Origin of the sequence: Sulfobacillus thermosulfidooxidans DSM 9293, assembly GCF_900176145.1 — a bacterium.
GTDB lineage: Bacteria > Bacillota > Sulfobacillia > Sulfobacillales > Sulfobacillaceae > Sulfobacillus > Sulfobacillus thermosulfidooxidans.
In genome coordinates, this window is the sequence record NZ_FWWY01000001.1 from 907,687 (window position 1) to 930,580 (window position 22,894).

The 22,894-nt window shown below is 51.3% G+C and carries 20 protein-coding genes; 9 read left to right on the forward strand and 11 right to left on the reverse strand.

Features of this window, described 5'->3' with window-relative positions; translation table 11 throughout:
* The first annotated feature begins 21 nt into the window (after nucleotides 1-21).
* Both tnpB and tnpC read left to right on the forward strand, forming a co-directional pair.
* Nucleotides 22-351 (forward strand): IS66 family insertion sequence element accessory protein TnpB, encoded by a 330-nt coding sequence (gene tnpB, locus B8987_RS04750; RefSeq protein WP_026040445.1) that lies wholly within the window; start codon nucleotides 22-24, stop codon nucleotides 349-351.
* 57 nt (nucleotides 352-408) lie between these two features.
* Nucleotides 409-1,980: an IS66 family transposase gene (gene tnpC / locus B8987_RS04755; protein WP_084660931.1), complete on the forward strand. Its 1,572-nt coding sequence runs from the start codon at nucleotides 409-411 to the stop codon at nucleotides 1,978-1,980.
* Nucleotides 1,981-2,322: 342 nt separating this feature from the next.
* Here tnpC and B8987_RS04760 read toward each other — a convergent pair whose 3' ends face one another.
* Entirely contained in the window at nucleotides 2,323-3,576 is a 1,254-nt protein-coding gene (locus B8987_RS04760) for an IS110 family RNA-guided transposase (protein WP_084660932.1), read from the reverse strand.
* Nucleotides 3,577-4,057: 481 nt separating this feature from the next.
* On the opposite strand from B8987_RS04760, the gene B8987_RS19920 reads away from it, so the two are divergent.
* Together B8987_RS19920 and B8987_RS04770 are read left to right on the forward strand one after the other, a co-directional pair.
* Complete coding sequence (locus B8987_RS19920) at nucleotides 4,058-4,726, forward strand: IS110 family transposase (protein WP_084660933.1); 669 nt, start codon at nucleotides 4,058-4,060, stop codon at nucleotides 4,724-4,726.
* A complete protein-coding gene (locus B8987_RS04770; RefSeq protein WP_020375103.1) occupies nucleotides 4,677-5,291 on the forward strand; it encodes an IS110 family RNA-guided transposase in 615 nt (204 codons plus the stop codon). The genes B8987_RS19920 and B8987_RS04770 overlap by 50 nt, the downstream gene beginning before the upstream one ends.
* 128 nt (nucleotides 5,292-5,419) lie before the next feature.
* On the opposite strand, the gene B8987_RS04775 is transcribed toward B8987_RS04770, so the two are convergent.
* From B8987_RS04775 to tilS, 5 genes are all read right to left on the reverse strand, one after another.
* Nucleotides 5,420-5,989 (reverse strand): cytochrome c oxidase subunit 3 family protein, encoded by a 570-nt coding sequence (locus B8987_RS04775; protein ID WP_020374336.1) that lies wholly within the window; start codon nucleotides 5,987-5,989, stop codon nucleotides 5,420-5,422.
* Nucleotides 5,982-7,895 (reverse strand): cytochrome c oxidase subunit I, encoded by a 1,914-nt coding sequence (locus B8987_RS04780; protein ID WP_020374335.1) that lies wholly within the window; start codon nucleotides 7,893-7,895, stop codon nucleotides 5,982-5,984. The genes B8987_RS04775 and B8987_RS04780 overlap by 8 nt, the downstream gene beginning before the upstream one ends.
* A gap of 109 nt (nucleotides 7,896-8,004) precedes the next feature.
* Nucleotides 8,005-8,826 carry a cytochrome c oxidase subunit II gene (locus tag B8987_RS04785; protein ID WP_020374334.1) on the reverse strand — a complete coding sequence of 274 codons (822 nt, stop codon included), beginning with the start codon at nucleotides 8,824-8,826 and terminating at the stop codon, nucleotides 8,005-8,007.
* Between the two features lie 33 nt (nucleotides 8,827-8,859).
* Entirely contained in the window at nucleotides 8,860-9,498 is a 639-nt protein-coding gene (locus B8987_RS04790; RefSeq protein ID WP_020374333.1) for a cupredoxin domain-containing protein, read from the reverse strand.
* A gap of 532 nt (nucleotides 9,499-10,030) precedes the next feature.
* On the reverse strand, nucleotides 10,031-11,395 hold the full coding sequence (gene tilS, locus B8987_RS04795) for a tRNA lysidine(34) synthetase TilS (RefSeq protein ID WP_020374332.1): 1,365 nt from the start codon (nucleotides 11,393-11,395) through the stop codon (nucleotides 10,031-10,033).
* A 183-nt stretch (nucleotides 11,396-11,578) separates the two neighbouring features.
* Between tilS and tnpA the strand changes: the two genes are divergently transcribed.
* Complete coding sequence (tnpA, locus tag B8987_RS04800) at nucleotides 11,579-11,986, forward strand: IS200/IS605 family transposase (RefSeq protein ID WP_020374331.1); 408 nt, start codon at nucleotides 11,579-11,581, stop codon at nucleotides 11,984-11,986.
* Between the two features lie 77 nt (nucleotides 11,987-12,063).
* Here tnpA and B8987_RS04805 read toward each other — a convergent pair whose 3' ends face one another.
* From B8987_RS04805 to B8987_RS04815, 3 genes are all read right to left on the reverse strand, one after another.
* Complete coding sequence (locus B8987_RS04805; protein WP_020374330.1) at nucleotides 12,064-14,226, reverse strand: SpoIIE family protein phosphatase; 2,163 nt, start codon at nucleotides 14,224-14,226, stop codon at nucleotides 12,064-12,066.
* A 303-nt stretch (nucleotides 14,227-14,529) separates the two neighbouring features.
* Nucleotides 14,530-15,423: a UTP--glucose-1-phosphate uridylyltransferase GalU gene (galU, locus tag B8987_RS04810; protein ID WP_100217870.1), complete on the reverse strand. Its 894-nt coding sequence runs from the start codon at nucleotides 15,421-15,423 to the stop codon at nucleotides 14,530-14,532.
* Nucleotides 15,424-15,568: 145 nt separating this feature from the next.
* On the reverse strand, nucleotides 15,569-16,615 hold the full coding sequence (locus tag B8987_RS04815) for a mannose-1-phosphate guanylyltransferase (RefSeq protein ID WP_020374328.1): 1,047 nt from the start codon (nucleotides 16,613-16,615) through the stop codon (nucleotides 15,569-15,571).
* Between the two features lie 257 nt (nucleotides 16,616-16,872).
* Here B8987_RS04815 and phoU point away from each other — a divergent pair, with 257 nt between their 5' ends.
* On the forward strand, nucleotides 16,873-17,565 hold the full coding sequence (gene phoU, locus B8987_RS04820) for a phosphate signaling complex protein PhoU (RefSeq protein WP_020374327.1): 693 nt from the start codon (nucleotides 16,873-16,875) through the stop codon (nucleotides 17,563-17,565).
* Between the two features lie 15 nt (nucleotides 17,566-17,580).
* Nucleotides 17,581-19,179, forward strand: a complete 1,599-nt coding sequence (locus B8987_RS04825; protein ID WP_020374326.1) for a Na/Pi cotransporter family protein — start codon at nucleotides 17,581-17,583, stop codon at nucleotides 19,177-19,179.
* A gap of 88 nt (nucleotides 19,180-19,267) precedes the next feature.
* On the opposite strand, the gene B8987_RS04830 is transcribed toward B8987_RS04825, so the two are convergent.
* The gene (locus tag B8987_RS04830; RefSeq protein WP_020374325.1) at nucleotides 19,268-19,609 is read right to left on the reverse strand and encodes a hypothetical protein; all 342 of its coding nucleotides are present in this window, start codon (nucleotides 19,607-19,609) and stop codon (nucleotides 19,268-19,270) included.
* Between the two features lie 238 nt (nucleotides 19,610-19,847).
* Here B8987_RS04830 and B8987_RS04835 point away from each other — a divergent pair, with 238 nt between their 5' ends.
* On the forward strand, nucleotides 19,848-20,999 hold the full coding sequence (locus B8987_RS04835) for an NAD(P)/FAD-dependent oxidoreductase (RefSeq protein WP_020374324.1): 1,152 nt from the start codon (nucleotides 19,848-19,850) through the stop codon (nucleotides 20,997-20,999).
* 40 nt (nucleotides 21,000-21,039) lie between these two features.
* On the opposite strand, the gene B8987_RS04840 is transcribed toward B8987_RS04835, so the two are convergent.
* Complete coding sequence (locus B8987_RS04840; protein WP_020374323.1) at nucleotides 21,040-21,435, reverse strand: hypothetical protein; 396 nt, start codon at nucleotides 21,433-21,435, stop codon at nucleotides 21,040-21,042.
* 158 nt (nucleotides 21,436-21,593) lie between these two features.
* Between B8987_RS04840 and B8987_RS04845 the strand changes: the two genes are divergently transcribed.
* The gene (locus B8987_RS04845; protein WP_242823948.1) at nucleotides 21,594-22,892 is read left to right on the forward strand and encodes an NAD(P)/FAD-dependent oxidoreductase; all 1,299 of its coding nucleotides are present in this window, start codon (nucleotides 21,594-21,596) and stop codon (nucleotides 22,890-22,892) included.
* The last annotated feature ends 2 nt before the right edge of the window (nucleotides 22,893-22,894 follow it).

Sequence of the window (22,894 nt, forward strand, 5' to 3'; positions counted from 1 at the left end):
ATCGGCGGGACGAGCCGTCCCGTGTATTTAGCGGTGGGGGCGACCGATTTGCGGAAATCCATTGACAGTTTGGCTGCCTTGGTCCACAGTACCTTCCACTTGGATCCCTGTAGTGCGGCGCTCTTTGTCTTTTGCAATCGGGAGCGCAACAAACTGAAAATTTTGGAATGGGCCGATCATGGCTTTTGGCTCCATTACTTCCGGTTGGAACGCGGCCACTTAGCGTGGCCGATGACGGCCACGACCTCGCCCCAGGCCATTACGCTGCGCCAATTGCAGTGGCTTCTGGATGGACTATCCCTGGAACAACCCGCAGCGTATCAAGCCTTGCGTCATCGGCATGTCCTCTGATCGAGAAAAATTTCGGTGGGACAAGGAATTGGGCCTTCGGGTGGCGAATGATACTTTATGATGTCATCCGAACGTACCGTCGAACAATGGGCCGCCGAAGTCGCCCGTCTAGAACACCAAATAGCCGAACTGCAGCAGCGCGTGCAATGGTATGAAGAACAGTTTCGCTTAGCCAAACATCGTCAATTCGGGGCCTCCCAAGAACGGTCTGATGCCCACCAACTGCACCTTTTTAACGAAGCGGAAACGCTGGCGGGATCGCCGATGGATGCTGCCCAAGAAACCATCACGTATACGCGCAAGAAAAAGACGGCGGGACAGCGCGAATTGGCCTTAGCTCATCTGCCCGTGGAGCGCATTACCTACGTTCTTCCGGAGGGTGACCGGGTCTGTGACACCTGTCACGGCCCCCTGCATGCGATGAGCCAGGAAATCCGTCGAGAGTTACAAGTCATTCCCGCGCAAGTCAAAGTCATCGAACATGTCCAAGAGGTTTACGCGTGTCGGCAGTGTGAGCGCGACGCGCTCACCACGCCTATCAAAACGGCTCCGATGCCCCGCCCGGTCTATCCCGGAAGTCTGGCGTCCCCGTCCCTTTTGGCTTTTACCCTCCACCAAAAATTTACCGAACATCTGCCTCTGTATCGGCAGGAACAGGAGTGGGCACGCCTTGGCGTGCCGTTGTCCCGTCAGACCTTAGCCAACTGGGTTATTTATGCCGCGCACACGTGGCTCAAACCCGTCTATCGGACGTTGAAGCACTCCTTGGTTCAGCAGGATATCGTGCAAGCGGATGAAACGACGCTGACCGTACTCCATGAAACGGGCCGCCGGGCCGAGCAAAAATCCTATATGTGGCTCTATCGAACGGGACGAGAGGGTCCCCCGATTGTGCTCTATGAGTATCAGCCGGGACGGCAGGGAGCCTATGCGCGACAATTTCTGACGGGATTTCGGGGTTACTTGCAATGTGACGGCTATGTCGGCTATCGCGAGGTCCCAGATGCCACGCTGATCGGCTGTTGGGCGCATGCACGACGGTATTTTGTTGAGGCCCTGCAAACGTTGCCGCCGGCGGCCCGCGACGGCCCGAGCGCCATTCGGGACGGACTCGAATTCTGCAACGCGATCTTCCGCATCGAACGGGATCTGCGGGATGTCTCCGCGGCGGATCGGCACACCGCGCGGCACGCGCGGAGTCGCCCGGTTTTGGCTCGCTTTGCGCAATGGTTACGTCGGCAAAAACGGCACACCCTGCCCCACAGTCCCTTGGGCAAGGCGGTGACCTATTGCCTGAATCAATGGAAACCGCTGACGCGATTTCTCGAGGATGGACGACTCGAGGTAGACAACAACCGCAGTGAACGGGCCATCAAACCCTTTGTGACGGGCCGCAAAAACTGGCTCTTTGCCAACACGCCGCGCGGAGCGCAAGCCAGCGCGATCACCTTGAGTCTCATTCAAACCGCCAAAGAAAACGGCTTGGAACCGCGTGCTTATCTCCAATATCTCTTCGAACAATTGCCGCAACGCGACCTCTCGAACGCCGCCAGCTGGGCCGACTGCCTGCCCTGGTCGCCGACGCTCCCGGCCCACGTCAGAACTCCTGCCAATCCGGCAACCCCTTAAGAATTCAGAACACACGAGAATCCCCACCGCAAGGTGGGGATTATTTGACGCTTACGACTCTCCTCCTACCTCAATGTTTTGTCCTGTTTCCTAACCCTTTCACAATCTTTCAAGGGATTTCGCTTCGGTTCCCTCTCGAACGGTCTTTCATTACCGTGACCACGTTAGCGAACCCTACCATGTCTCACAGGGTCTATGCCCGACCAATCCTTCGTTCAGCTTGACGTGCGGTAGTAATGACGTGGGAGCCGGACTCGTATACGGGGTCATTTCACCGAGTGAAAGCCCAACAGGAGGGAGACGACTTCCCACGCCCGAGACAGAACCGAAGCCCCTCCATCGTTACGCGGCGGTCGACACCTCCCCCAGGGGGAACAGTCGCGCCGCATCATACGCCTGTCCGTGCTTCATGCACGCCCAGGCCACCCGGAGGAGCTTCGTCGCGACCGCCACCATGGCGGCTTTCGGGGCGAGCGGATGCGCCGCCCGTCGGGTGAGCGACTGATACCAGGCCTTCCACTGGGGATCCTTGGCCACCGCGACGCACGCGGCCTGATACAGCACGGCACGCGCGGCGGGACGTCCCCGTTTGGCAATATGCGTTGGGCCTTGGCGGTGTCCCGAGCTGGTTTGGGTGAGATTGAGTCCCGCCATTTTCTGCGCTTGGCGCGCATCGGCGAATCGGGACAAGTCCCCCAACTCGCCCAACACCGTGGCAATGACCTGGGGCCCGAATCCCGGAATGCTGAATAACGGCTGAGCAGGAGTCCAGTCCTCTAAAATGGCGGCTTGCGCGGCTTCAATGGCCGTTTGCGCGGCGAGCGCCGCGCGCCAACTCCGAAGATAGGAGGCGAGTTGGAGACGCGCAGTCGCCCGGCCTACGGGAATCCCAATGGAGTCCACGGCGGCCTGGTGCAAGGCGTGGGCGCGTTTAGCGCCGACGCGATGTGTGGTGGCGGCCTTAAACTGGTCCGCTATCGCATCCACGGACTGCGCTAACACCAAGTCCGGCGTCGGGAGCGTATCCAGCGTCGTCAGCGCCGCTTTCCCATCCCACGCCTTGAAGACCGTGAAGAATTCCGGAAAGTATTGATGGATCCAGCCGGCAATGCGCGCTCGCCATCGCATGACGTCCTGGTGGTGCTGCCGACGCGTCACCGCCAACGTGGCCAGCTGGGCCAGCGCGCCGCCGCGCGGCTCCCACCGGAACCACCGGCCATCATAGACGAGTCGGGCGATAACCCGGGCATCCTTGGCGTCGGTCTTGGTCGGGGTATTGTCATCCAATTCCTTGAGTCGATGGACGTGAGCCGGCTGCACCAGCACCACCTCCGCGCCGTGCGCACGGAGCCAATGGGCCAACCCAACCCAATAGTGCCCGGTGGACTCCATGCCAACGCGGACCTCCTCGGACGGCCGCCGCTCCCACATCGCCTCAAATCCCGCACGGGTATTGGCGAACCGAAAGGCTTTACCGACAGGCCGCCCGTTCGTGTCCAGCCATTGCACATAATGCCAGTCCTTCGCCACGTCGATGCCGCCCACCCCCAGTCCTTGCTTTCTTCCGTCGCTCTGCTCTACACTGTGCTTAGCCATTGAACTGTGCCCCCCTGAATTTGGTTGTTGTTCGCTACTCCAACCCTATCAGAGGGGCCATTCTTTACTCAATCCCTAAATACGCCCCGGACACTTTATTACAGGATTCTCGTATAAAGAAATTGATTCTGCTACCCTGAGGCTTTATCTTGAGGCCTGCCTCGCGGCCAGCAGCAATCGGCATTCGGGATGATCAGGCTTGCCAGATCGGGTTTCGTCGGCGATGCTCGAAGAAGATCGGGACGATTCAAGACTGCATTCCTCCTGCCGGATTGACGGCTTCGAAAGTCTGTGAGTCGGCGACGCCGCTTCGTCACAGTTAACGCGCGGGATGCCGCTCCCCCGTGGAGACCCGTGGCACCGGTCTATCGCACACCGCGGGTGGCGATGACGGCTTATAAGCGAGGTTGCGGCGAAGGCGTCGGCGCGTCGGCGAAATCCCGTTCCCGATGCATTCCTCCGCGAAGGGAGGTGAAATCCCATGGATAGCGTGTTGTACGTCGGTATTGACACCAGTCTCGGGGCTCACGTCGTCTGCGCGATGGCGGCGGATGGCCAGGTCGTCGCGCGGACGACCGTCCCCAACGATCAGGCGGGGGCCGAGCAATTCGTCGCCTGGCTGCACCCCCACGCCGCGCCGTACGCGCGGCTGGCCATTGGCGTCGAGGCCACGTCCGTGTACCATGTGCCGCTGATGGAATGGCTGACGCAAACCCCCGACTTGCAGCGGTGGCAACCCACCTGGTACGTCCTCAATCCGAAAGTCGTCCAGAAATTCCGAGAGACCTATGTGGATCGGGGCAAAACCGATCGAGCGGATGCCGCCCTGATTGCGGATGTCATGCGGTTTGGGCGCGTCACGCCCTGGACCCCGCCGGATCCGCGCTATGCGGCGTTGCAGGTCTTGACCCGCCATCGTCGGCAGCTGAGCCACCTCATCACCCAAGAAAAAAATCGCGCGTTGGTGCAATTGTTGTGTCTGGGGGCAGTATGCCCATACGGAGGAGCCGTTTTTCTCGAACGTCTTTGGGGTAGCGTCGCAAACCGTGTTGGAACGCTACACGCCCGATACGCTGGCAGCCATCCCGCTGGCGGATCTGGTGGCGGAAATCGCGGCGGCCGGTCGCCAACGGCTGAAAGCGCCCGATGACATTGCGCAGACCTTGCACCGCTTGGCGCGGCGCGCCTTTCGGTTGCATCCGGACGAGCAGGACGCGCGGCACCAAAGCTTGGTCCTGCATTTGGACACCATCCGGGCCTTGGAACATCAACAACAGGCGCTGGACAAAGTGATTGCCCGTGACATGCAGGCGTTTCGCCAAACCCTGACCACGATTCCGGGGATTGGTCCGGTCTATGGCGCGGGCCTCTTGGCCGAAATCGGTCCCATCGAACGATTTCCGTCGGAAAATGCCTTGGCCAAATATGCGGGGCTGACCTGGCGCCCGCATCAATCGGGGAATTTTGATGCCGACATCCGTCCGCTGACGCGGACGGGGAACGTCTATTTGCGGTACTACTTCATCGAAGCGGCGGAGAGGGTCCGGGTGCGGGACCCGCAGTTCAAAGCCTTTTACGAGAAGAAGTACCACGAAGCCACGCACCACGCGCATAAGCGGGCGTTGGTCTTGACGGCACGCAAGTTGGTCGGCGTGGTCTACGGGATGCTGACCCGGGGCCAAATCTACGACGAAAGGAAGTTGATGCCGCACTAAAGGGATTGACAACTGATTTGCCATTATCTACCACCTCCTTTTAGGCAGGTTTATGTTGACCTGGCCCTGTTCGTCGTTGTCCTAAGCTGATCGGTTCTTGACATTTAACCGCGGGACTTTCACTATCACTAAACAAGAAATAAAACCACATACGTGATAATCCAGATCACCGCGATACCCGACCACAAGTAGGACACCGCTTCAATGTGCCAGTATCCATCCTCTTGGGGGTCGACAAACCGTGCCCTAGAGAGGGCAGACAGCAAGCCGATAAGACCGACGACCACATAAAACACCGCAAATCCCGTCATGGTATAGTAAATTTCACCAAAACGACTGGTGGTAGGATCAAAACGCAACGCCCATTGGTAAAACGTGATTAAAAGAGCTCCTGTCCCTAAGAAGGTCACCCATTTTAATAACGGCGTAAGGTCTTTACTGTGGGCAGCGCCAATTTTGACTTTCCAGGCGATGACCAAAGAAATCAGCATAAAGAGGGCCGCAATCAAGCCAATCCACGGGCTGGCCTTCGGCGAGACGTATGTCCCCGCCGAAAGATACCGCATATCAATTAAGACAATGAGAGGAATCAACTGACTGAAGATAAACACACTCATCCCAAAACGGTACATGCGCCTGCGCAAGGCAGGATTTTCCTCAATGGTCCAAGCACCGCGAGTCATGTTGTGACTAGCCATTATCCGAATCTCCTCCCTTGTTAAAGTCGCTGGCGGCTGCTAATTCTTGCTGAGCCGACATTTGTACTGCAACGGGTTGTTGCGCACCGTAAATGTATAGACTGGAGACAATTTCTGGTTGAACAGGAAAGTTCTCACGGGGCGGCGGGGAAGACGTAAACCATTCGGGTGTCCGGGCCTGCCAAGGATTGTCGGCCGCTTTGGGACCTTTCACCCACGCCCAAATCACGTGGACAAAATGTGCTACGAAAGAGAATCCTAACAGGAAGGCGAAAATCGAGACTTCGAAATTCATGGGTTGCAAATAGGCGGGATACGCCGGAACCCAGCGGTTCATCCCATGCAGCCCGAGCAAGAAGAATTGACTGAAGGTCAGATTGAAAAACAGGAACAATGCAATCGACAGGAATTTACCCCAAAACTCGCTGTACATCCGTCCTGACATTTTCGGAAGCCAGTAATACAATCCTGCCAGCGCGGTAAAGACCACACTTCCAATGACGGTGTAGTGGAAGTGTCCAACCACCCAAAACGTGTCATGCAGCTGCAAGTTGACAATCGGGTCGGCCAGAAACACTCCGGTCAGTCCCCCAATTAGGAAGTTGAACATACTCATTAACACCAATAGCATCGGCGTGGTGAGTCGGACCTTGCCTCGCCACATAGTGCCGATTCCTGCCATATAAGCAAATCCGGTCGGAATCGAAATCATTTCCGTGAAGAAGGCAAAAGGCAAAATCTCACTGTTACGCATGTTGGTAAACATGTGGTGAGCCCAGACTAAGCCCGATAGCATCATGACAAAAACCAGCCCAATGACCGCCCATTCCCGGGCAAACAATGATTTTTGTGCCATGACCGGAATAATTTCATTCCACAACGCAAATGCAGGAACCGCAATCATATACACTTCGGGATGCCCAAACAACCAGAAAAGCTCCAAATAACTTAGGACGCTTCCAGTTGCCGTAAAGAAATTGAAAGGCACCAATTTTTCCAACAGACCCAAAACGAAGGTCGTTTGAATTTCTGGTATCCAGATTAACACCAAAAGACCGACCGTCACTTGGCCCCAGGCAAATAGTGGCAGACGTCCCCAGGTCATGCCGGGCGCACGGCGGAACATAATCGTCGTCACCATATTGAGTGCGACGATAAAGGTGGAGGTAGTCAGTGCAGCCACACCCAAGTAATAGAAGAGAATCCCGTTAGCATCTTGGCTGGCCAAGGGTTCATATCCTCGCCATCCTGTTGTCCAAGCCCCTAATAAGGGACTAAATAACACGGTCAAAATTCCCGCAGGAACTAACCAGACACTAATTCCGGATAATTTCGGAAAGGCAGTTCCCCGGGCCCCAATCATTATGGGAACCATGTAATTGCCAAATCCCCCAAGCAACGCCACATTGGCTACCGAGAACATCATAATTGTTCCGTGAATCCCCACGGCAGAGAGATAGTTGCTGGGATAGTGGAAAATCGTTAAATGGTCGCTCATTAACTCCCAGCGCATCAACATCGCGATAAATCCAGCAATGAGAAATCCGCCCATGGCCGATCCCAGATATTGCAAACCGATAACCTTGTGATCCGTGGAATATTCAAAATACCGTTTCCATCCGGTGGTCCTTTCTTGCCAATTGGTACGGAATCCAAACATCGGTAAAACGACGCCTTCTAGAACACCGACGCCAAGAAGCCACCCAATGACCGCCCCAACCCAGCCAAAAGTCGCTGATGGCCCGGTAACAAACGAATGTCCTCGAAAGGGATCGACAATATCCACGATGACATTCATAATTACAAACCCAATGCCGGCCCACAGAAAACCTCGCAACACCGGCGGCATCGGAGCCCGGGTCCTCGGTTTTGGCGATGAAGTGGGAGATACCAACGCTTGTGCCAAAGTTATCCCTCCTTAATTCCGTTCATTCCGGTAATTCCAGCAATTCCTACACTTCTTGCAGTTTTATGACCTTTATCCGACCGGTAATCCAACCACAGAAGTGAATGGCTTAACCCTGATTACTCTGTAAAGCTTTTTCTTGCGCAATCCAGTTTTGGAACTGCGAAGCACTCACGACATTTAATGGTGCTTCCATCCACGGATGTCCCGGTCCACAGACTTCCGCACATTGCACGCGGCTCATGGGATTTTGGGCAAATGAGGTAATCTTGGTCGGGGTGATATACAAAATACGCGTTTCCCCGGGAATGACGTCCTCTTTAACCCCCCATGAGGGCACCCAAAAACTGTGGATGACATCAACGTATTGGTCATAGGTGTGGTACGGGTCATACGAACGCAGCACCAGTTCAACTGGCCGCCCTACGGGTACTTCGAGAAGATCCTGCCCATTTTGGTTGACGGTTTGCACCAGTCCATATTGAGGATAGCTAAAAATCCACTCCCACTGTCGTGCGGTGACATCGACAACCAGCGCGTGCCGATTTTGAGGTGCCGACGGTTGTTCCATCGCAAAGAATTGTTCCGTCGCACTGGTGGTTGGGTGAAGCACAAACAATACATTGACCACAATGCTGCCTAACACCCATATGCCAACAAACCACCGATTGCTCCGCGCCCAGTGTTGTGGCAATTCCGGTTTTTCGCCTTTTTTCACATGAAAGCGGACCATGGTCCAAATGAATGTGAGGACTACAAAGGCAAAAATGGGGATGAGAACCACCAAAATGAAATCGAACGCCTGCTCGACCATCACGCCGATATTGGATGCGGTGTAATAGAGCGGATTGTGATTAATAAGGATTCGGCCAGCCCATTCGCCTATTGCCGATAAGATAATCCACACTATGCCGAAGAGAATACTCTCCACTCATGTCACTCCTTTTACTCGCCGACTTCACAATCACGCCTTAACAATATTGATAATGCCGCGCATACCTGTCCGGTAATGAATGTATTGCTGGACAAAGCACCCAAAGTCCCAAATACCGGGTTTATCCGGAACTTGGAACGACAAAGTCAAACTGCCCCCCGGTTTGAGTGTGGGACTGAAGTCGCCACCCGAGGCGATATTGTATAGGGATTTCGGCCCTTCATACGTCACAATGGCCTTATTGGGTACGAAGTTATCAATTTTATAAGGATTGCTGAGTGTTACGGGCACGCCATCCCAAAAGTCTACTTTCCATGCATCGGCCGGCAACTCACCGAACGCTTGAAAGTAAGATTCATTCACATGACGGCCAATAGTCCATTCGTGCCAATGCGTATGGCTCTGATTTTGGAATGTAACTTCCAAATAATCTCCTACCCGCCATACCATGTAGTTCGGCACATAATAATAATCAAAGGCATATAAATTCACAGCACCTGAGGTCACAGGCGACCCGAACAGTGACCGAGCCGCTGAGACGATGCCTTGGCGTCCTAACAAGGATACAGTCCCTGCTACGGCAAGCCCTCCAAGTCCCCATAAAAATTGACGCCGGCTCCAATCGGGGGAACCTTGTTCCGTCAATTCGTTGGGTATACGATCTGCCATGATTTCACCCCCGCATTAAGCCTTGCGATGTTCGAATTAGAGCCCCGATACTAGTCAAATCGAGTAGACAAAGTTTACATCGCTAGGTATAAAAATACTCACTGAGCGTCATGGTCCACAATCGTGCAATGAGAGGACACAGTGTCCCCTCAATCGTCGTGCTATTCATCACAAGGGATTAATCCATGCCGTTTATGAGTTCGTGGAGGAGAAAGCAAATCTGTTCAATTTATTTCATCAAGATGCCTAATCCATAAGACGATCAAGTCAAAGGCGGGAATTAGCCAAGCATATGGGGGAAGCGGCATGAGAATCGTTAGCTTCAAGAACATCGACCCGATACCGTTTTTGTCGTTATTCCAAGACCTATGTGATCATCCTCACTGGCTACCAGGGCGCTTTCAGAGCAAGAACCCAGACCGGGTCGTCCAAGAGAATCTCTTAATCTGCTGAAAAGCTTGAGTTCGCTCTTATAAGGAAAAACGCTCTTGCACTTCACGGAAAATCGTGGCTCGGGCCGCTTCAATCTCCCTTATGCAAAATCATTATCTTGTTGGTATTCAATTGCCGTACACAATTGTCCTGGGGCGCATCTGGCACTTTCTGCACTCATGATGCCCGCAATACCTAGAATCTCGTGAACATCTGAGGCAGCGACAATGATAGGCCATGCCAAACGCTTATGGCGAGGAATTTTATAATCCGTAAAAATATCTCCGATTTTCTTGTGATGGCCCTTCATCCCTAAGGGTTCAATCCGGTCACCCGCCATCCATGGCCTCACAGCGATCTGTGGCCAACGTTCGTTATTGATTTGCACCACATGGGGACGAGGACCTTGAAATGGCACCGTTTGGATAACTAAGCGGTTATGAGGGCCAAGGTGGACAATTCCTTCCCGAGGCAAAACTTGCGCAGCCCACATGGGCCTTGGAATAAGTTCCCGTGATGGGGGACGACTAATCCTCCAGCCTTGAATATCGCGTGTGACAACCACACCCTTGGGCCAGTTCGCCCGTCCTTGAATGGCTTCTTCAATATGATGCCGGTTAAGACGAAGGTTCCATTCGCCTGCAATCATTTCAAAAATATCCGCTTGGACAGCGGGATTGAGTGCTCCAAAGCGATTGGGCAACCGTAATGGATTGTCTGCCGTTTTAATATGATGGCTTCGAAGAAAATCCCGGGCTTGTTCATGAATCAGGGCGTACGCTTCTTGAGCGCGGACGGCTAAGGCCGCTAAGGCCTGTTCAATTTGGGGGTTAAAGCGGCGTTGTAATAAAGGGAGTAAATCCCACCGAATGCGATTGCGCAGAAAATATGTATCCTGATTACTCTCATCTTCTCGCCACGCTAAGTCGTTCGCCTGCAAGTATTCTCGCAATACGTCAGGTGAAAAGGATAACAATGGCCGGATAATCATCCCATTTTGTTCTTTCATTCCCTGTAAGCCTTGCACGCCAGTTCCCATAATCACCCGCATCAGAACGGTTTCGGCCTGGTCACGCTGGTGATGGCCCACAACGATGCGGCTGTGAATCCCATAGCGCGCCCGGTGTTGTTCTAATACGGCATACCGCTGTCGGCGGGCCGCCATTTCAATCGATTCTCCCGCTTCGGGCACAATGTGAATACGTTCGATCGCCACCGATAAGCCAAAGCGTTCCCGCAACGTCTCTTCCACAAAGCGCGCATCTTGAGCAGCTGTCGGTCTTAAACCGTGATCAATATGCACTGGATAAAGAATCATGGGCCACTTATCCTTTACGTGAACGAGCAGCGCCATTAATGCCATCGAATCCGCTCCACCACTCACACCTACCACCAATGGCGCGTTCGGCTTACATAATTTTTGAATCTGCTGTAAAAAAACCTGTTCTAGCTCATGACTGTCCATATCGGTGGTCCTTTAACCTTAAAAACTGTAGCCACTTGTCTTTAGGGCTGGCAGAAGATTTTTGTAACTTATTATTGCTTTACAGGATTAAGAAAGGGGTGACGGCAACTCTTTGACCCCATAACACCCTTGCACACGCATGTATGCTCATTATATCATTAGGTCATCATGGACGAAAAAGAAATGAAATCGGCCTCGCTCGTTGTATATTCGCTTCGGTTACATATTGTCTTTGTGACCAAATATCGGCGTCCAATTTTGACGCCAGAGCTTCTTCATGCCTTACGTGGGGCTTTCGAAGAAATCCTGAGTGACTGGCGCTGTACCCTAATCGATTTCGAAGGGGAAGCGGATCACGTGCATCTTTTCATCAGCATCCATCCGGCATTAAATATTTCCACCTTAGTCAATAACCTCAAATCGGCTAGTTCTCGGCGGATGCGCCATCACTTTGCTGAACACCTGGCCAAATTTTATCAAAAACCGTACTTTTGGCACCGCGCCTATTATGTTGCAAGTGCTGGAGAAGTGTCTTTGGACACCATTAAACGGTATGTTGAGGCCCAAGGCACCCAAGAAAGAGCACGCTAGTGGCTAATGCCTAACGGGCTAAAAGGGCATCTCAAACCATCTGCTACTTTCCTTCTTTTCCTTTATCGCCCAGAAAGCTAGCGCAGATGACGTAGAGGCCGCGGAGTGAGCCTTTGCCATTCCACAATAGGCGGATCGGGCTCGGTGACCTCCGTGGTCTTAGGCTTTTGCCCATGAGCCAAGACTTGAATCACCATCACTGCCGCATCATCCCGTCCGTCTTGGTCATGACCCAACATATAACTTAAAATCGTTTCCGCCATAACTTGTGGCGCAACCACCGGCATTTCTTCCAATAAGCGACGCAATTTTTCTTCGGCCGCTGCATCTTGGATTTCCAAAGTCCCATCGGTCACCATCACCACAACATCTCCAGGTTCTAGCGTATGATAGATGGGGTCTACGGGCACCTCTTGTAAAATTCCTACCGGAAGACTGTGAGACCGAATAATTTCCACCCGGCCCTGCCGGCAAAAAAACGTCGGTGCTGCCGCCACTTTGATTAATTCTCCCCCTCGCCCCATGCGGTCCATTAAAAACAAGTCGAGAGTCGCGAAATGATCCTCTACCGATCTAAGCAATAATGTGGTATTAACCGCTCTAACCGCTAACTTTTGCGAAAACCCGGCTTGCAACAATTGTTCCAACAAGGCCATCGCGGTACCACTTTCCCAAGCCGCCCTGGGTCCAACTCCCATCCCATCTGATAAACCAAAAATGACCCGATGTTTAGGAAGTTCTCGCACCAAGTCGCTATCTCCACTAATCAGCCCTCCCCGTCTGGGCCGTTTAGCCAATCCCACAGCATAATCCAGTGCGGGGGTTAACTTTTTTACCCCATCTCGTGCATAAGATGCATCAAAGTCATGGGCCATGTCCTTAATGAGTTCCGCCAGACCCCCTAATTGGCGTTCTGCCAACGCCCGCGACTCTTTGACACGCATGCGAAAATGGGCCCGCTCTTTTTCCTTGTTTACGTGAATATTAGCAGATTGAATGATCGCCTCCGGGCGAATACAGCGTTTTTGCAGCTCAGGATTCAAATCGTGTAAGGTTAACAGCTCCTCTTGGCTCGATGAGGTCAAATCTAAAAGAGCTCGGTAAGAGCGATAAAATTCATCTTCCCAGCACGCACGGTACAGGGAGCATTTTTTACAGACGCCTTGCACGATGGCTTCTACCAAATTCGTCTCCGGCGAAGAATCTTCATCGTCGATTCGAAACGCGTGAGACATTTCTTGCATTACGGCGGCAATTTTGTTTAATCGAGCGGGCAAGGTATCCGGCGTGTCCCCGCGCACCAGTAACTCTGCCCAAACCCGCCCCAGATCGACCATAGATCCGGGTAACAACTGAATCAGTAAAGAGGCCGTTCCCAAGGAAATCCACAATATGCTGAGTTCCTTGGGCAAATTAACCAATACCGCGTAGAGCACAATCCCTAACATTAACCCTAGAGAAGCCAAACGCCAATATCGCGTCGCTAATACCCCAGCAAGAAAGCCGCCCGTAACAAGGATCCCGATTTCGTCGCCGGGACCTGTGCCGCGGACGGCTAAAGTAAAACCCAATGTGGCTCCGGCCACGGCGCCGCCTCCAGGACCATTTAAGATAGCGGCCGCCAATATTAATACGCCGCCGACCAAAAGGCTCGGAGCTAAAGGGCCAAACTTCCAGCCTTCCAGCCCAGCAATAAAGGATCCCATAGCAGCTAGACCCATAATTAAGGTGGTTTGATCGCCCTGGCCCGTATCAATCACCTGAATTTGGCGACCCGCCGCCCAGTATAGCAGCAAGGCGCCTGCGCATATCAGGGCGGTAATAACACTATCAAAGACATTAAGAGCATGTCCCACTAAAAATAACAGCGCTGTGCCCCCAATTAATAATGGCCACTGCATCCACTGCCAGCCAGCCCGTCGCCAGGGAACAGGCACCGTGATCGCCAAAGCAGCAACTACTAATGCCGACCAACCATTAATGCCTAAGGCCGTCCCGAGGATACCCCCAATCAGCATAGGTCCAAAGAACCGGCGCCACCGGGGCCAGACCAGTAATAGGGCAATCCAGAGAAAAGGCGCGGGCCGATGGTAAATCATCGCTTGCCCCAAAACCCAGCCCAGTACCGCCATAACAAATTGCACCCCGCGAAGCGATAATTTTTCACTATTGTGAGATGGTAACAGCGGTTCTTGTTCGGAACTGACATGCATATCCATTAAGAGAAGACTTCCTGCCATGGTGTACGCCTCCTTAAACAATTCACGACGAACGATAACAAAAACTCTATGGCATTTTCTGGTAGTTGTTGGCATGGGGATGGAAGAAATTCTCGACACAATGATGGACCATGTCCAAAATTGGACATGGTCCACAATGTCACGTCACACCAGAACAGGCTGTGGTATGTGGGCTAAAATCGCAGGCAATTCGGGGCATTTCCCACACAGGTCGGCACGACGAAAGTTTCCATACCAGGTCAAGTGGTGGCGAAAAAGCACAGGCAGAAAAGATGTTTTCGTTATACGGTGACTATGCCTTGACTATAACGAAGGATCTTCGACTTGTAGTTGGGCGACTAAATTTTTTAAGTAGGCAATAACGTCATCTCGCAGATCATCCCGGTCTAACGCAGCTTCCACCGTGGCTTTGATAAATCCCAGCTTTTCCCCAACATCAAAGCGCTTGCCTTGATACGGTACCGCAATCAGCTGTCCCTGACGAGCAAGTACATCCAAAGCGTCGGTCAATTGAATCTCGCCGCCGGCACCGGGATTAATATCTTCTAAAACCGCAAACACAGCCGGATCTAAAATATACCGTCCCATAATGGCTAGAGGCTTCTCAGGTGCCTCAGAAACGGGAGGTTTTTCGACTAAATGAGACACCTTAAATGTCCCATCAGCGGTCCAGTTTCCGTAAACAATCCCGTAGCGGTTGGCTTCTTCACGATTGATAGGTTGCACCGCAACAACCGAAAGTTCGGGTCTCCACCGATTCATCAATTGTTTGAGCACAGGGGGATTGGCTTGCATCACGTCATCGCCCAGTAATACGGCAAACGGTTCTTGCCCGACGTGACGACGAGCCGACAATACGGCGTGTCCCAGCCCCAACGGTTCTTTTTGTCGAATAAAGTGGAGATTCGCTAAACGCGAGACTCCCATTACCACCTCTAATAAATCTGTCTTCCCCCGCTTGCGAAGAAATTCCTCGAGTTCGGGAGCGCGATCAAAGTGGTCCTCAATGCTCCCTTTATCCCGTCCGATTACCACCAAGAGGTCATCAATCCCGGAGGATACCGCTTCTTCAACAATATATTGAATTGTAGGCTTATCGATTAAGGACAGCATTTCTTTGGGCTGGGCTTTGGTTGCCGGCAAAAACCGGGTACCTAATCCCGCTGCTGGTATAACCGCTTTTCTGACTGTCATCATCGTATTCCTGCCTTTCTGGTTTTAATGCCCGTTCACTCTATCTCTTGCTATCCCTTCTACGTACGTCTTCGACGGTTCCCGTCCCCTATCTCATTCACACCATCAAGATTTCATTCTGGTCTGCCATATTCAGCATCCTAGCGGCCTACAATAAGTGCTCATGTTGTCCTTCTTTGAGGGCCTGCACCACTTGACGGACATCTTGACTACGATCGGGAGATAAGATAAGCACAGCATCTTTGGTAGCCACTACAAACAGGTCCTTCACACCGATAAAAGACACAACGGGACCTTCTGAGATCGCTGTAACATTTTGGCTATCCACGAATATTGCGTGACCCTTAGCAGCATTTTGTTCATCGTTACGGGGAAGGTGCCTGGCCAATGCGGCAAAGGTTCCCACATCATCCCAACCAATATCGGCGGGTAATACATAAACGTTTTTCACTTTTTCCATGATCCCATGATCCACCGACACTTGGGGAAGTTCGGGGAAAATCGTATCGACCCGATCCGGATGATGAATCAAGGCCATAATTCCTTCATAAAGATCAGGGATTAACATCCTGAGGGCTGTTAAATACTCTTCGGCTTTAAATGCAAACATTCCAGAATTCCATAAGAAGCGTCCCGATTCCACCATCCCTTGCGCCTCTTCCAAGGGCGGCTTCTCGACGAATCGTTTCACATGCAAGATCCCATGTTCCACTTCACTGCCGTGTTCAATATAGCCATAACCAGTTTCCGCATGAGTCGGAATGATCCCGAAGGTGTAAAATCCACCGCGAGCTTCCGCAGATCGCAACGCCAGATCCGCTAATTTCTGAAAGCGTTTCTGATATTTAATAAGATGGTCCGAAGGTAAAATCAATATCACCGCAGCTGGGTCTTCTTGATAAATTGACGCAGCGGCCCAGGCAATAGATGGTGCCGTATTTCTTCCCACAGGCTCACCGAGGATATGGGAGGAAGGAACATCAGGAAGATTGGTTTTCACTTTGTCGACATAATCTTGACCCGTCACGACCCAGGTATTTTCCGGTCCAATCAGCGAACGAACACGATCCCGGGTGGTACGAATCATACTATGGTTCCCCATTAGCGTCAGAAATTGCTTAGGATGCATCATGCGGGATAAAGGCCAAAACCGTTCTCCGCGTCCTCCCGCTAAAATTACCAACCATCGTGCCATTGTCTTTGTGACTCCTTATTTTGTCCAGGCGGGGTAACCCGCCCATTTGTATAAGATAAAGCTCCAGGCGCCCCGAATGCTATTAGTAAATGTAACATATTTATCGAACCCTTCGCGGGTCCCAAATCCTACCCGCGTTCGAATTGGGCAAACACACTCTTATGGCATAGCAGAGCGACCTATATTTGGTCAACCAGAATCGAATACCTGTTGTACAGAGTATAATAGACTGAAAAACTTTTACAGGGGCGAGGCTTATGTTTGTTAGCAGTTATGACCGTTCACTCGAAGACATTATTCGGCGCGTTAATCACCTGGCTGATGATGTCTATCAGATGTTAGGCCAAGCCCTTAACTCGCTCTACCAGCAAGATAAAGAGGCTGCCCAGTGGGTTCTTGACCATGATGATTATGTCGATGACGAAACCAACGCGATTGAAGAAGATTCCCTGCAATTAATTTCCTTGCAGCAGCCGAGACAAAAAGATCTTCGCATCTTGGCCGCGTCCTTACGTATCGTACGCGATTTAGAACGGATTGCGGACTATTCCTGTGATATTGCTGAAGTCACAGAAATTCTCGCCCATAGTCCATACTTTAAACCGTTGATTGACATCCCCCGTCTTGGCACGATGACGTTAACCATGTTGAAATTAGCGGCGCAAGCGGTCAACAATCATGACATTGCCTTAGCTCATGACGTTTACCACCAAGATGATGCGGTCGATGCGTTATATATTCATTTACATGATGAATTGATGGAAGCCATGCGCCAACATCGAGAGGTCGTGGAACAAGCCAGTTATCTCTCGTTAGTTGCCCGTTATCTGGAACGCATTGCGGACCACGCGGTTAATATTGCAGAAATGACAGTATTTGTAGAAAATGGAGATCGTCGTCCTTTTCGGCGCTCACCCTTTCCTTCAGGTCATTCTGAAGAACATGATTAATTAAGGAGCACACTCATGACCCAAAGCTGGCTAGCATTATTAGGAGGGATGGCACTTTTTACATTCGGACTATCCCAAACCAGCGAGAGTCTAAGACGGTTAACCGCGGGTTGGCTTAAATCCTTATTGCTTGTCATGACCAAAAATCCGTTGGGTTCTGTGATTCTTGGCATTACCACAACCATGCTGGCGGGCTCTTCCAGCGCCATTACGGTAATGGTTGTCAGCTTTGTCAGTGCCGGCCTCTTAGAATTGAGACAAGCTTTAGAAGTGATATTGGGTGCCGCCATCGGTACCACCTTAACCGTTCAGTTAATCTCTTTTGATTTTATTCGCTATGCACCAATTTTAGTCTTTTTAGGCGTTGTCATTCTCATCATTCAACGGGGCAAAGAGAATGCATCATTGGGCTCGCTGACGCTTGGTTTTGGCCTTATTTTTTATGGCATGATGGTCATGATCGGCGCTGTTCATAATTTGTCCGCCGAAGCCGGCGTCAAGAGCGCGCTTAAATTGCTAAATCACAATGCTCTTCTTACGTACTTATTGGTGCTTCTTTTCACAGCAGTCATTCAAAACTCTGCCACCGTCATCGCCTTGGCGATCACCTTTCGTCTCCATGGGCTGATTTCTTTGCCGACGGGTCTTGTTATCGTTTTTGCAGCCAATGTGGGGTCGACCGCTGCAGCCATGTATAGTGCCTGGCTCGGAGGATCCCGTAGTGCCAAGCGTACCGCAACCGCCTACTTTCTCATGAAATTCTCGCTGTCCCTTTTAGCGTGGGCATCCCTGGGCTTATTCGAACACGTGTTATTGTCGGTGGAAACCGCCCCGGGACGGGTATTGGCTGATGCACATACGCTCTTTAACATCCTCTTAGCGGTTGTCTTCTTACCGTTTTTAGGCCCTATTGCTCGCCTTATGCAGCGCTGGCTGCCAGACATCCGTCCTAAGCCAATCAGTCCCTTATTGGACATGGATTTATTAGATGACCCTCATGTGGCCCTTACTCGAGCCGCACAAGAAATTGCGCGAATGGCTCGTATCATTCAAAATCAAATTTTCGACAATTTACCAGCTTATCTCGAAATGCCCCGGGAAAGTATCTCCCGCAGCATGCGCCAAGCCGAATCTGACGTCGATCTTTTACACCATGCGATTACCCATTATTTGTTCCAATTAGGACAAGTGAGCCATTTGACGGATACCGAGTTAACCAGTCAAGTCCGCTTATTATACCTGGCTAATCATTTGGAACATCTATCGGATACGGCCATTAAAGTCATGAATACCCGGGATAAGTTGGTGCGCCGGAATTTTAGTTGGCCTCCTGGATTATGGAATGATACCTTAGCCTTATTAACCCGGTTAGGTGAACAATACCACCGATTGGCTGACGCCATTTCATTAGACGATGATGAACAAGCCCTCTCGTTAGTCCAGGAAAATCCCGAACTCCTTCGGCAAGAGGCTAAAATTCGGCTGAATATTCTCACCCATGTGGAGGAATCCCAGTTGCGCTTTACCTCCACATTGCTGGAACTCTCAGACGATCTCTCCTTATTGACCAACCGCATTGCCGCCGTGAGTCGGGCGTTATTAGGAATCATTTGAAAAAAGGCCAAGCCAACCTCTATCAACCAATCAACGCGAATCAAGAAATCGATGCCGCCGTCCACGAAAGGGTTCAGCCGCATGTTGTTTATAAAGTTCGCGCATGATTCTTGAAAATTGTCCAGCTCACTGAAGAACGGTGAGGAAATCCGTGACGTCGCGGAACTTTTTTATGGCGCGAAACCACCTTTCGCATAAAAGGCCAAAACGCCACAGACCGTAAAACACACAAGGGCCCTTGTGCCCGGTAGGTGGCATGGAGTAATGTCCGATCTCGCCACATCTCCACGGCACTCCATATACGTTCGATCGTCACAACACCCCATGCCAGGCCAATGATCCCCACCATCAACAGGCCCGCAATAAGAACGCCATGAAATATTTGTGTGGTTGAAGGATGAAGAGGCTGCACCATCGCTGTCATATCCATCACATTCCTTTCTCAATGTTAGTTTAGGATCCTGAGCCACCTCGGTCTATGTCCGATCGACCATTCTTGATGGACCATTTAGACACATTATCATGACAAATGTCGTATGCCAGGTGATTTTCATTCCTTCTTTCGAACTACTGCGATCACGACCATATGGGCCATGATCATCAAACTTGATTAATCGTATAATAAGTGCACTTGCAAATAAATTGCATTAATGTGAAGGAGGATTTCTATGGCACGTATTATCATTGCGGGAAGCGGTTTTGGCGGCCTCACAGCCGCCATGAAACTCAAAAAGCACCTCGATTTATCCCGACATCAGATTACGGTAATCGACCAAAATGCTCAATTTGTGTATCGCCCATCATTGGTGCTCGTGGCCTTTGGTAAAGCCACACCAGAATCGATCACCTTTAACTTACCAGAGGTTTATCAGCAATCCGGAATTCAATTTATTCAAGCTTCCATCTCATCGATTGATGGAGACAAGAAAATCGTCGAAACCAGCCAAGGACCGGTAAACTACGATAAACTGATTGTCGCTCTCGGTGAAAAGCTCGCTTACGAGGAAATCCCAGGATTAAAAGAATACGGCTACAATGTCTGTACGATGAAATCCGCCCTCTCCCTAAAACAGGCTTTATCACAATATCAAGGCGGCCCTGTCGTCGTAGGATGGGCGCAAAACGTCCAAACGGGAGGTCCAGCATTTGAAGTGGCTCTTGAGTTATCGCACTATATCACTCATCACCACCTAACGGGAACCATCCAATTTATTGACCCCCTGCCAAAACTCTGGGCACCTGCTGGACCCAAAGCCAGCGAGTTCCTCGCAAAAGTCTTTGCCACCCATCACATCAAGCGGCAAGGACCTGTGCAGGTTCGCGCCGTACAAAAAGACCGCGTCATTTTATCCAATGGAGAAGAATTGCCTTCTGTCCTCACTATTATCACCCCGCCATTTCGGGGCGAACCTGCCCAACAGACATTAGTGGCGAATAATGCCCGAGGTTGGCTTGATACGGAAAAAGATATGCAGTCCATTCATTATTCCGATATCTATGTAGTCGGCAGTGCGGTCGCCTTTGAAGGACCCAAACAAGGTCATACCGCCATGCTGCAAGCAGAGGTCGCGGCGTATAATATCGCTCAAGACTTAGAAAGTGCAACACCCAAACACCGGGAATATGATCACGAAATGAGCTGCGTCTTGGACCTTGGGGATGGCCAGGGGTTATTCGTGCGCCAATCTTTGTGGTCTAAAGAACACCAGGTGGTACGAGTGGGAAGGGAATGGCCACTCGCTAAGAAAGCGCTCGCTTTTGCTTTTGTTCGGACACCAGTATTCAAAAAATGGGCCCTATCCATACCTCAACCCAAATAAAAGAAGAGATGCGCCGGGACATCAATTAGTCCCGGCCTTTTTAAAAACCAAAAAATCCTGTCGTCAATCCCCGGCCATACATGGCCATTAAAAACAAATTCAGGCCAAAATATACCCATACCTCGTGAAATCGTCCGTAGTCTTCGGCCAAGACTTGACGGAGCTGGCGCCCTCTTCCCACGCCTCGTTCTACCATAACCGTCAACAGCGCGACCGCTCCATAAAGCAAATGCCATTCCACCTTGGGACGTCCTCCCATGAGGTATAAGGTAGTACCAAATATGCCGAGGAGGACGGTATTAATCTGCACATAGGTTTGGTATTTCCAAAAGTAGTCCGGTAATTCCCGTTGATGACGCCAACGGTAAGCATCAATGGATAAGGCAAGGGCTCCTAAAAATCCTCCTAATGCCGTCGCGATATGCGCAATTAACACAATGTGATAAATAATGCCCGTGTTGTTCGTCCCCTTTCGGATAATGCTACGACCTTTCCTTCATCATACGTCCAGATCGTCTTTCACGTAAGTTGTTGGCATCGAATCCAGAAATTGTTGGAGTCAATTTCATTGAACAGGAGATGATACTTCCTAGCATGCAATTGTCTAAAGGAGGTGGGCCGTCATGGCAAAACCACACGTTTTGGTACTTGGTTCAAATTTCGCAGGTCTTGGTGCTGCCGCAAAAAGTCCGGGAAATGGCGGGCGATGCCGTAAACATCACTGTTATTGACCGCAAAACGTATCTGTTATTTGTCCCCAATATTCCTATGGAAGTGTTTGAAAATCGTAATCCCCTTTATTCCATGCATATGCCCCTGATTCCTGCCATGAAAGAAGATCATATGGATTTCATTCAGGGAGATGTCCAAGGCATCGATGTGGAAACACAAACCGTGGAATTTCTTCCGGTCGAACGGCTCGGAGCCGCAGTCAATCGCATTCACTATGATTACCTCATCATCGCGGTCGGTGCCCGGTTAGCCTACGACAAAATTGAAGGGTTTCATGAATATGGCCACACGGTCAGCGACACCTATTACGGCAATCGTTTGCGTCATTACCTTTATCATGAATATAAGGGAGGGCCTGTCGCCATCGGGTCCGCACGCTTTCACCAGGGAACAAAGACAAGGGATTTGGTTCCCACGGCCGAAGCAGCCTGTGAAGGTCCTCCTGTAGAGGTCATGTTAACCATGGGAAATTGGCTGCAGTCCCGTAACTTAGGTGGACCCGACAAAGTGACCGTGTTTACCCCGGCCGAATGGATCGCTGAGGACGCCGGACAAGGCATTGTCCATGCTCTCTTGGCCAAAGCGGGCACGATGGGTTTTCATTACCGGAACAATACCCACGATATTACCCGGATTACCAAAGACGGGATTGAATTTGCCAATGGGCCCAGTTTAGACGCTGAACTGAAAATTATCTTTCCTGACTGGGTTCCCCATGCTTTCATGAAGGATTTGCCCATTTCCGATGACGTTGGATTTGTCATTACCGATATGACCATGCGCAATCCCAAATATCCCAATGTGTTTGCGTGTGGGGATGCTGCTGCGGTAACCGTACCCAAATTGGGCATCTTGGCCCATATGGGAGCAGAAGTTGCGGCCCGGCAAATTGCTAAAGATGTCGGCCTAATGAATAAAGAACTCGCCGATCAACCCATGAAGCCTATCGTCGACTGTATTGGGGATATGGGCAATAACAAAGCCTTCTATATTAGTTCCAATACCTGGTATGGCGGCAACCGCGAAGTATTTCGTATGGGTCATGTGCCCTATTTACTCAAAGTCCAGTATAAAGAGATGTTCTTCCGCACCAAAGGCAAAGTGCCGGATTGGGGCATCCCCGTAGCAGACTTTCTGACGGAAATGCTGACAAAGGGGTGATG

Coding starts and splice junctions, on each gene's coding strand:
- tnpC (WP_084660931.1), top strand. CDS start 409: ATGATGTCATCCGAACGTACCGTCGAACAATGGGCCGCCGAAGTCGCC.
- B8987_RS04760 (WP_084660932.1), bottom strand. CDS start 3,576: ATGGCTAAGCACAGTGTAGAGCAGAGCGACGGAAGAAAGCAAGGACTG.
- B8987_RS19920 (WP_084660933.1), top strand. CDS start 4,058: ATGGATAGCGTGTTGTACGTCGGTATTGACACCAGTCTCGGGGCTCAC.
- B8987_RS04775 (WP_020374336.1), bottom strand. CDS start 5,989: ATGGCTAGTCACAACATGACTCGCGGTGCTTGGACCATTGAGGAAAAT.
- B8987_RS04790 (WP_020374333.1), bottom strand. CDS start 9,498: ATGGCAGATCGTATACCCAACGAATTGACGGAACAAGGTTCCCCCGAT.
- tilS (WP_020374332.1), bottom strand. CDS start 11,395: ATGGACAGTCATGAGCTAGAACAGGTTTTTTTACAGCAGATTCAAAAA.
- tnpA (WP_020374331.1), top strand. CDS start 11,579: ATGAAATCGGCCTCGCTCGTTGTATATTCGCTTCGGTTACATATTGTC.
- B8987_RS04805 (WP_020374330.1), bottom strand. CDS start 14,226: ATGGCAGGAAGTCTTCTCTTAATGGATATGCATGTCAGTTCCGAACAA.
- galU (WP_100217870.1), bottom strand. CDS start 15,423: ATGATGACAGTCAGAAAAGCGGTTATACCAGCAGCGGGATTAGGTACC.
- B8987_RS04815 (WP_020374328.1), bottom strand. CDS start 16,615: ATGGCACGATGGTTGGTAATTTTAGCGGGAGGACGCGGAGAACGGTTT.
- phoU (WP_020374327.1), top strand. CDS start 16,873: ATGTTTGTTAGCAGTTATGACCGTTCACTCGAAGACATTATTCGGCGC.
- B8987_RS04825 (WP_020374326.1), top strand. CDS start 17,581: ATGACCCAAAGCTGGCTAGCATTATTAGGAGGGATGGCACTTTTTACA.
- B8987_RS04830 (WP_020374325.1), bottom strand. CDS start 19,609: ATGGATATGACAGCGATGGTGCAGCCTCTTCATCCTTCAACCACACAA.
- B8987_RS04835 (WP_020374324.1), top strand. CDS start 19,848: ATGGCACGTATTATCATTGCGGGAAGCGGTTTTGGCGGCCTCACAGCC.
- B8987_RS04845 (WP_242823948.1), top strand. CDS start 21,594: ATGCAATTGTCTAAAGGAGGTGGGCCGTCATGGCAAAACCACACGTTT.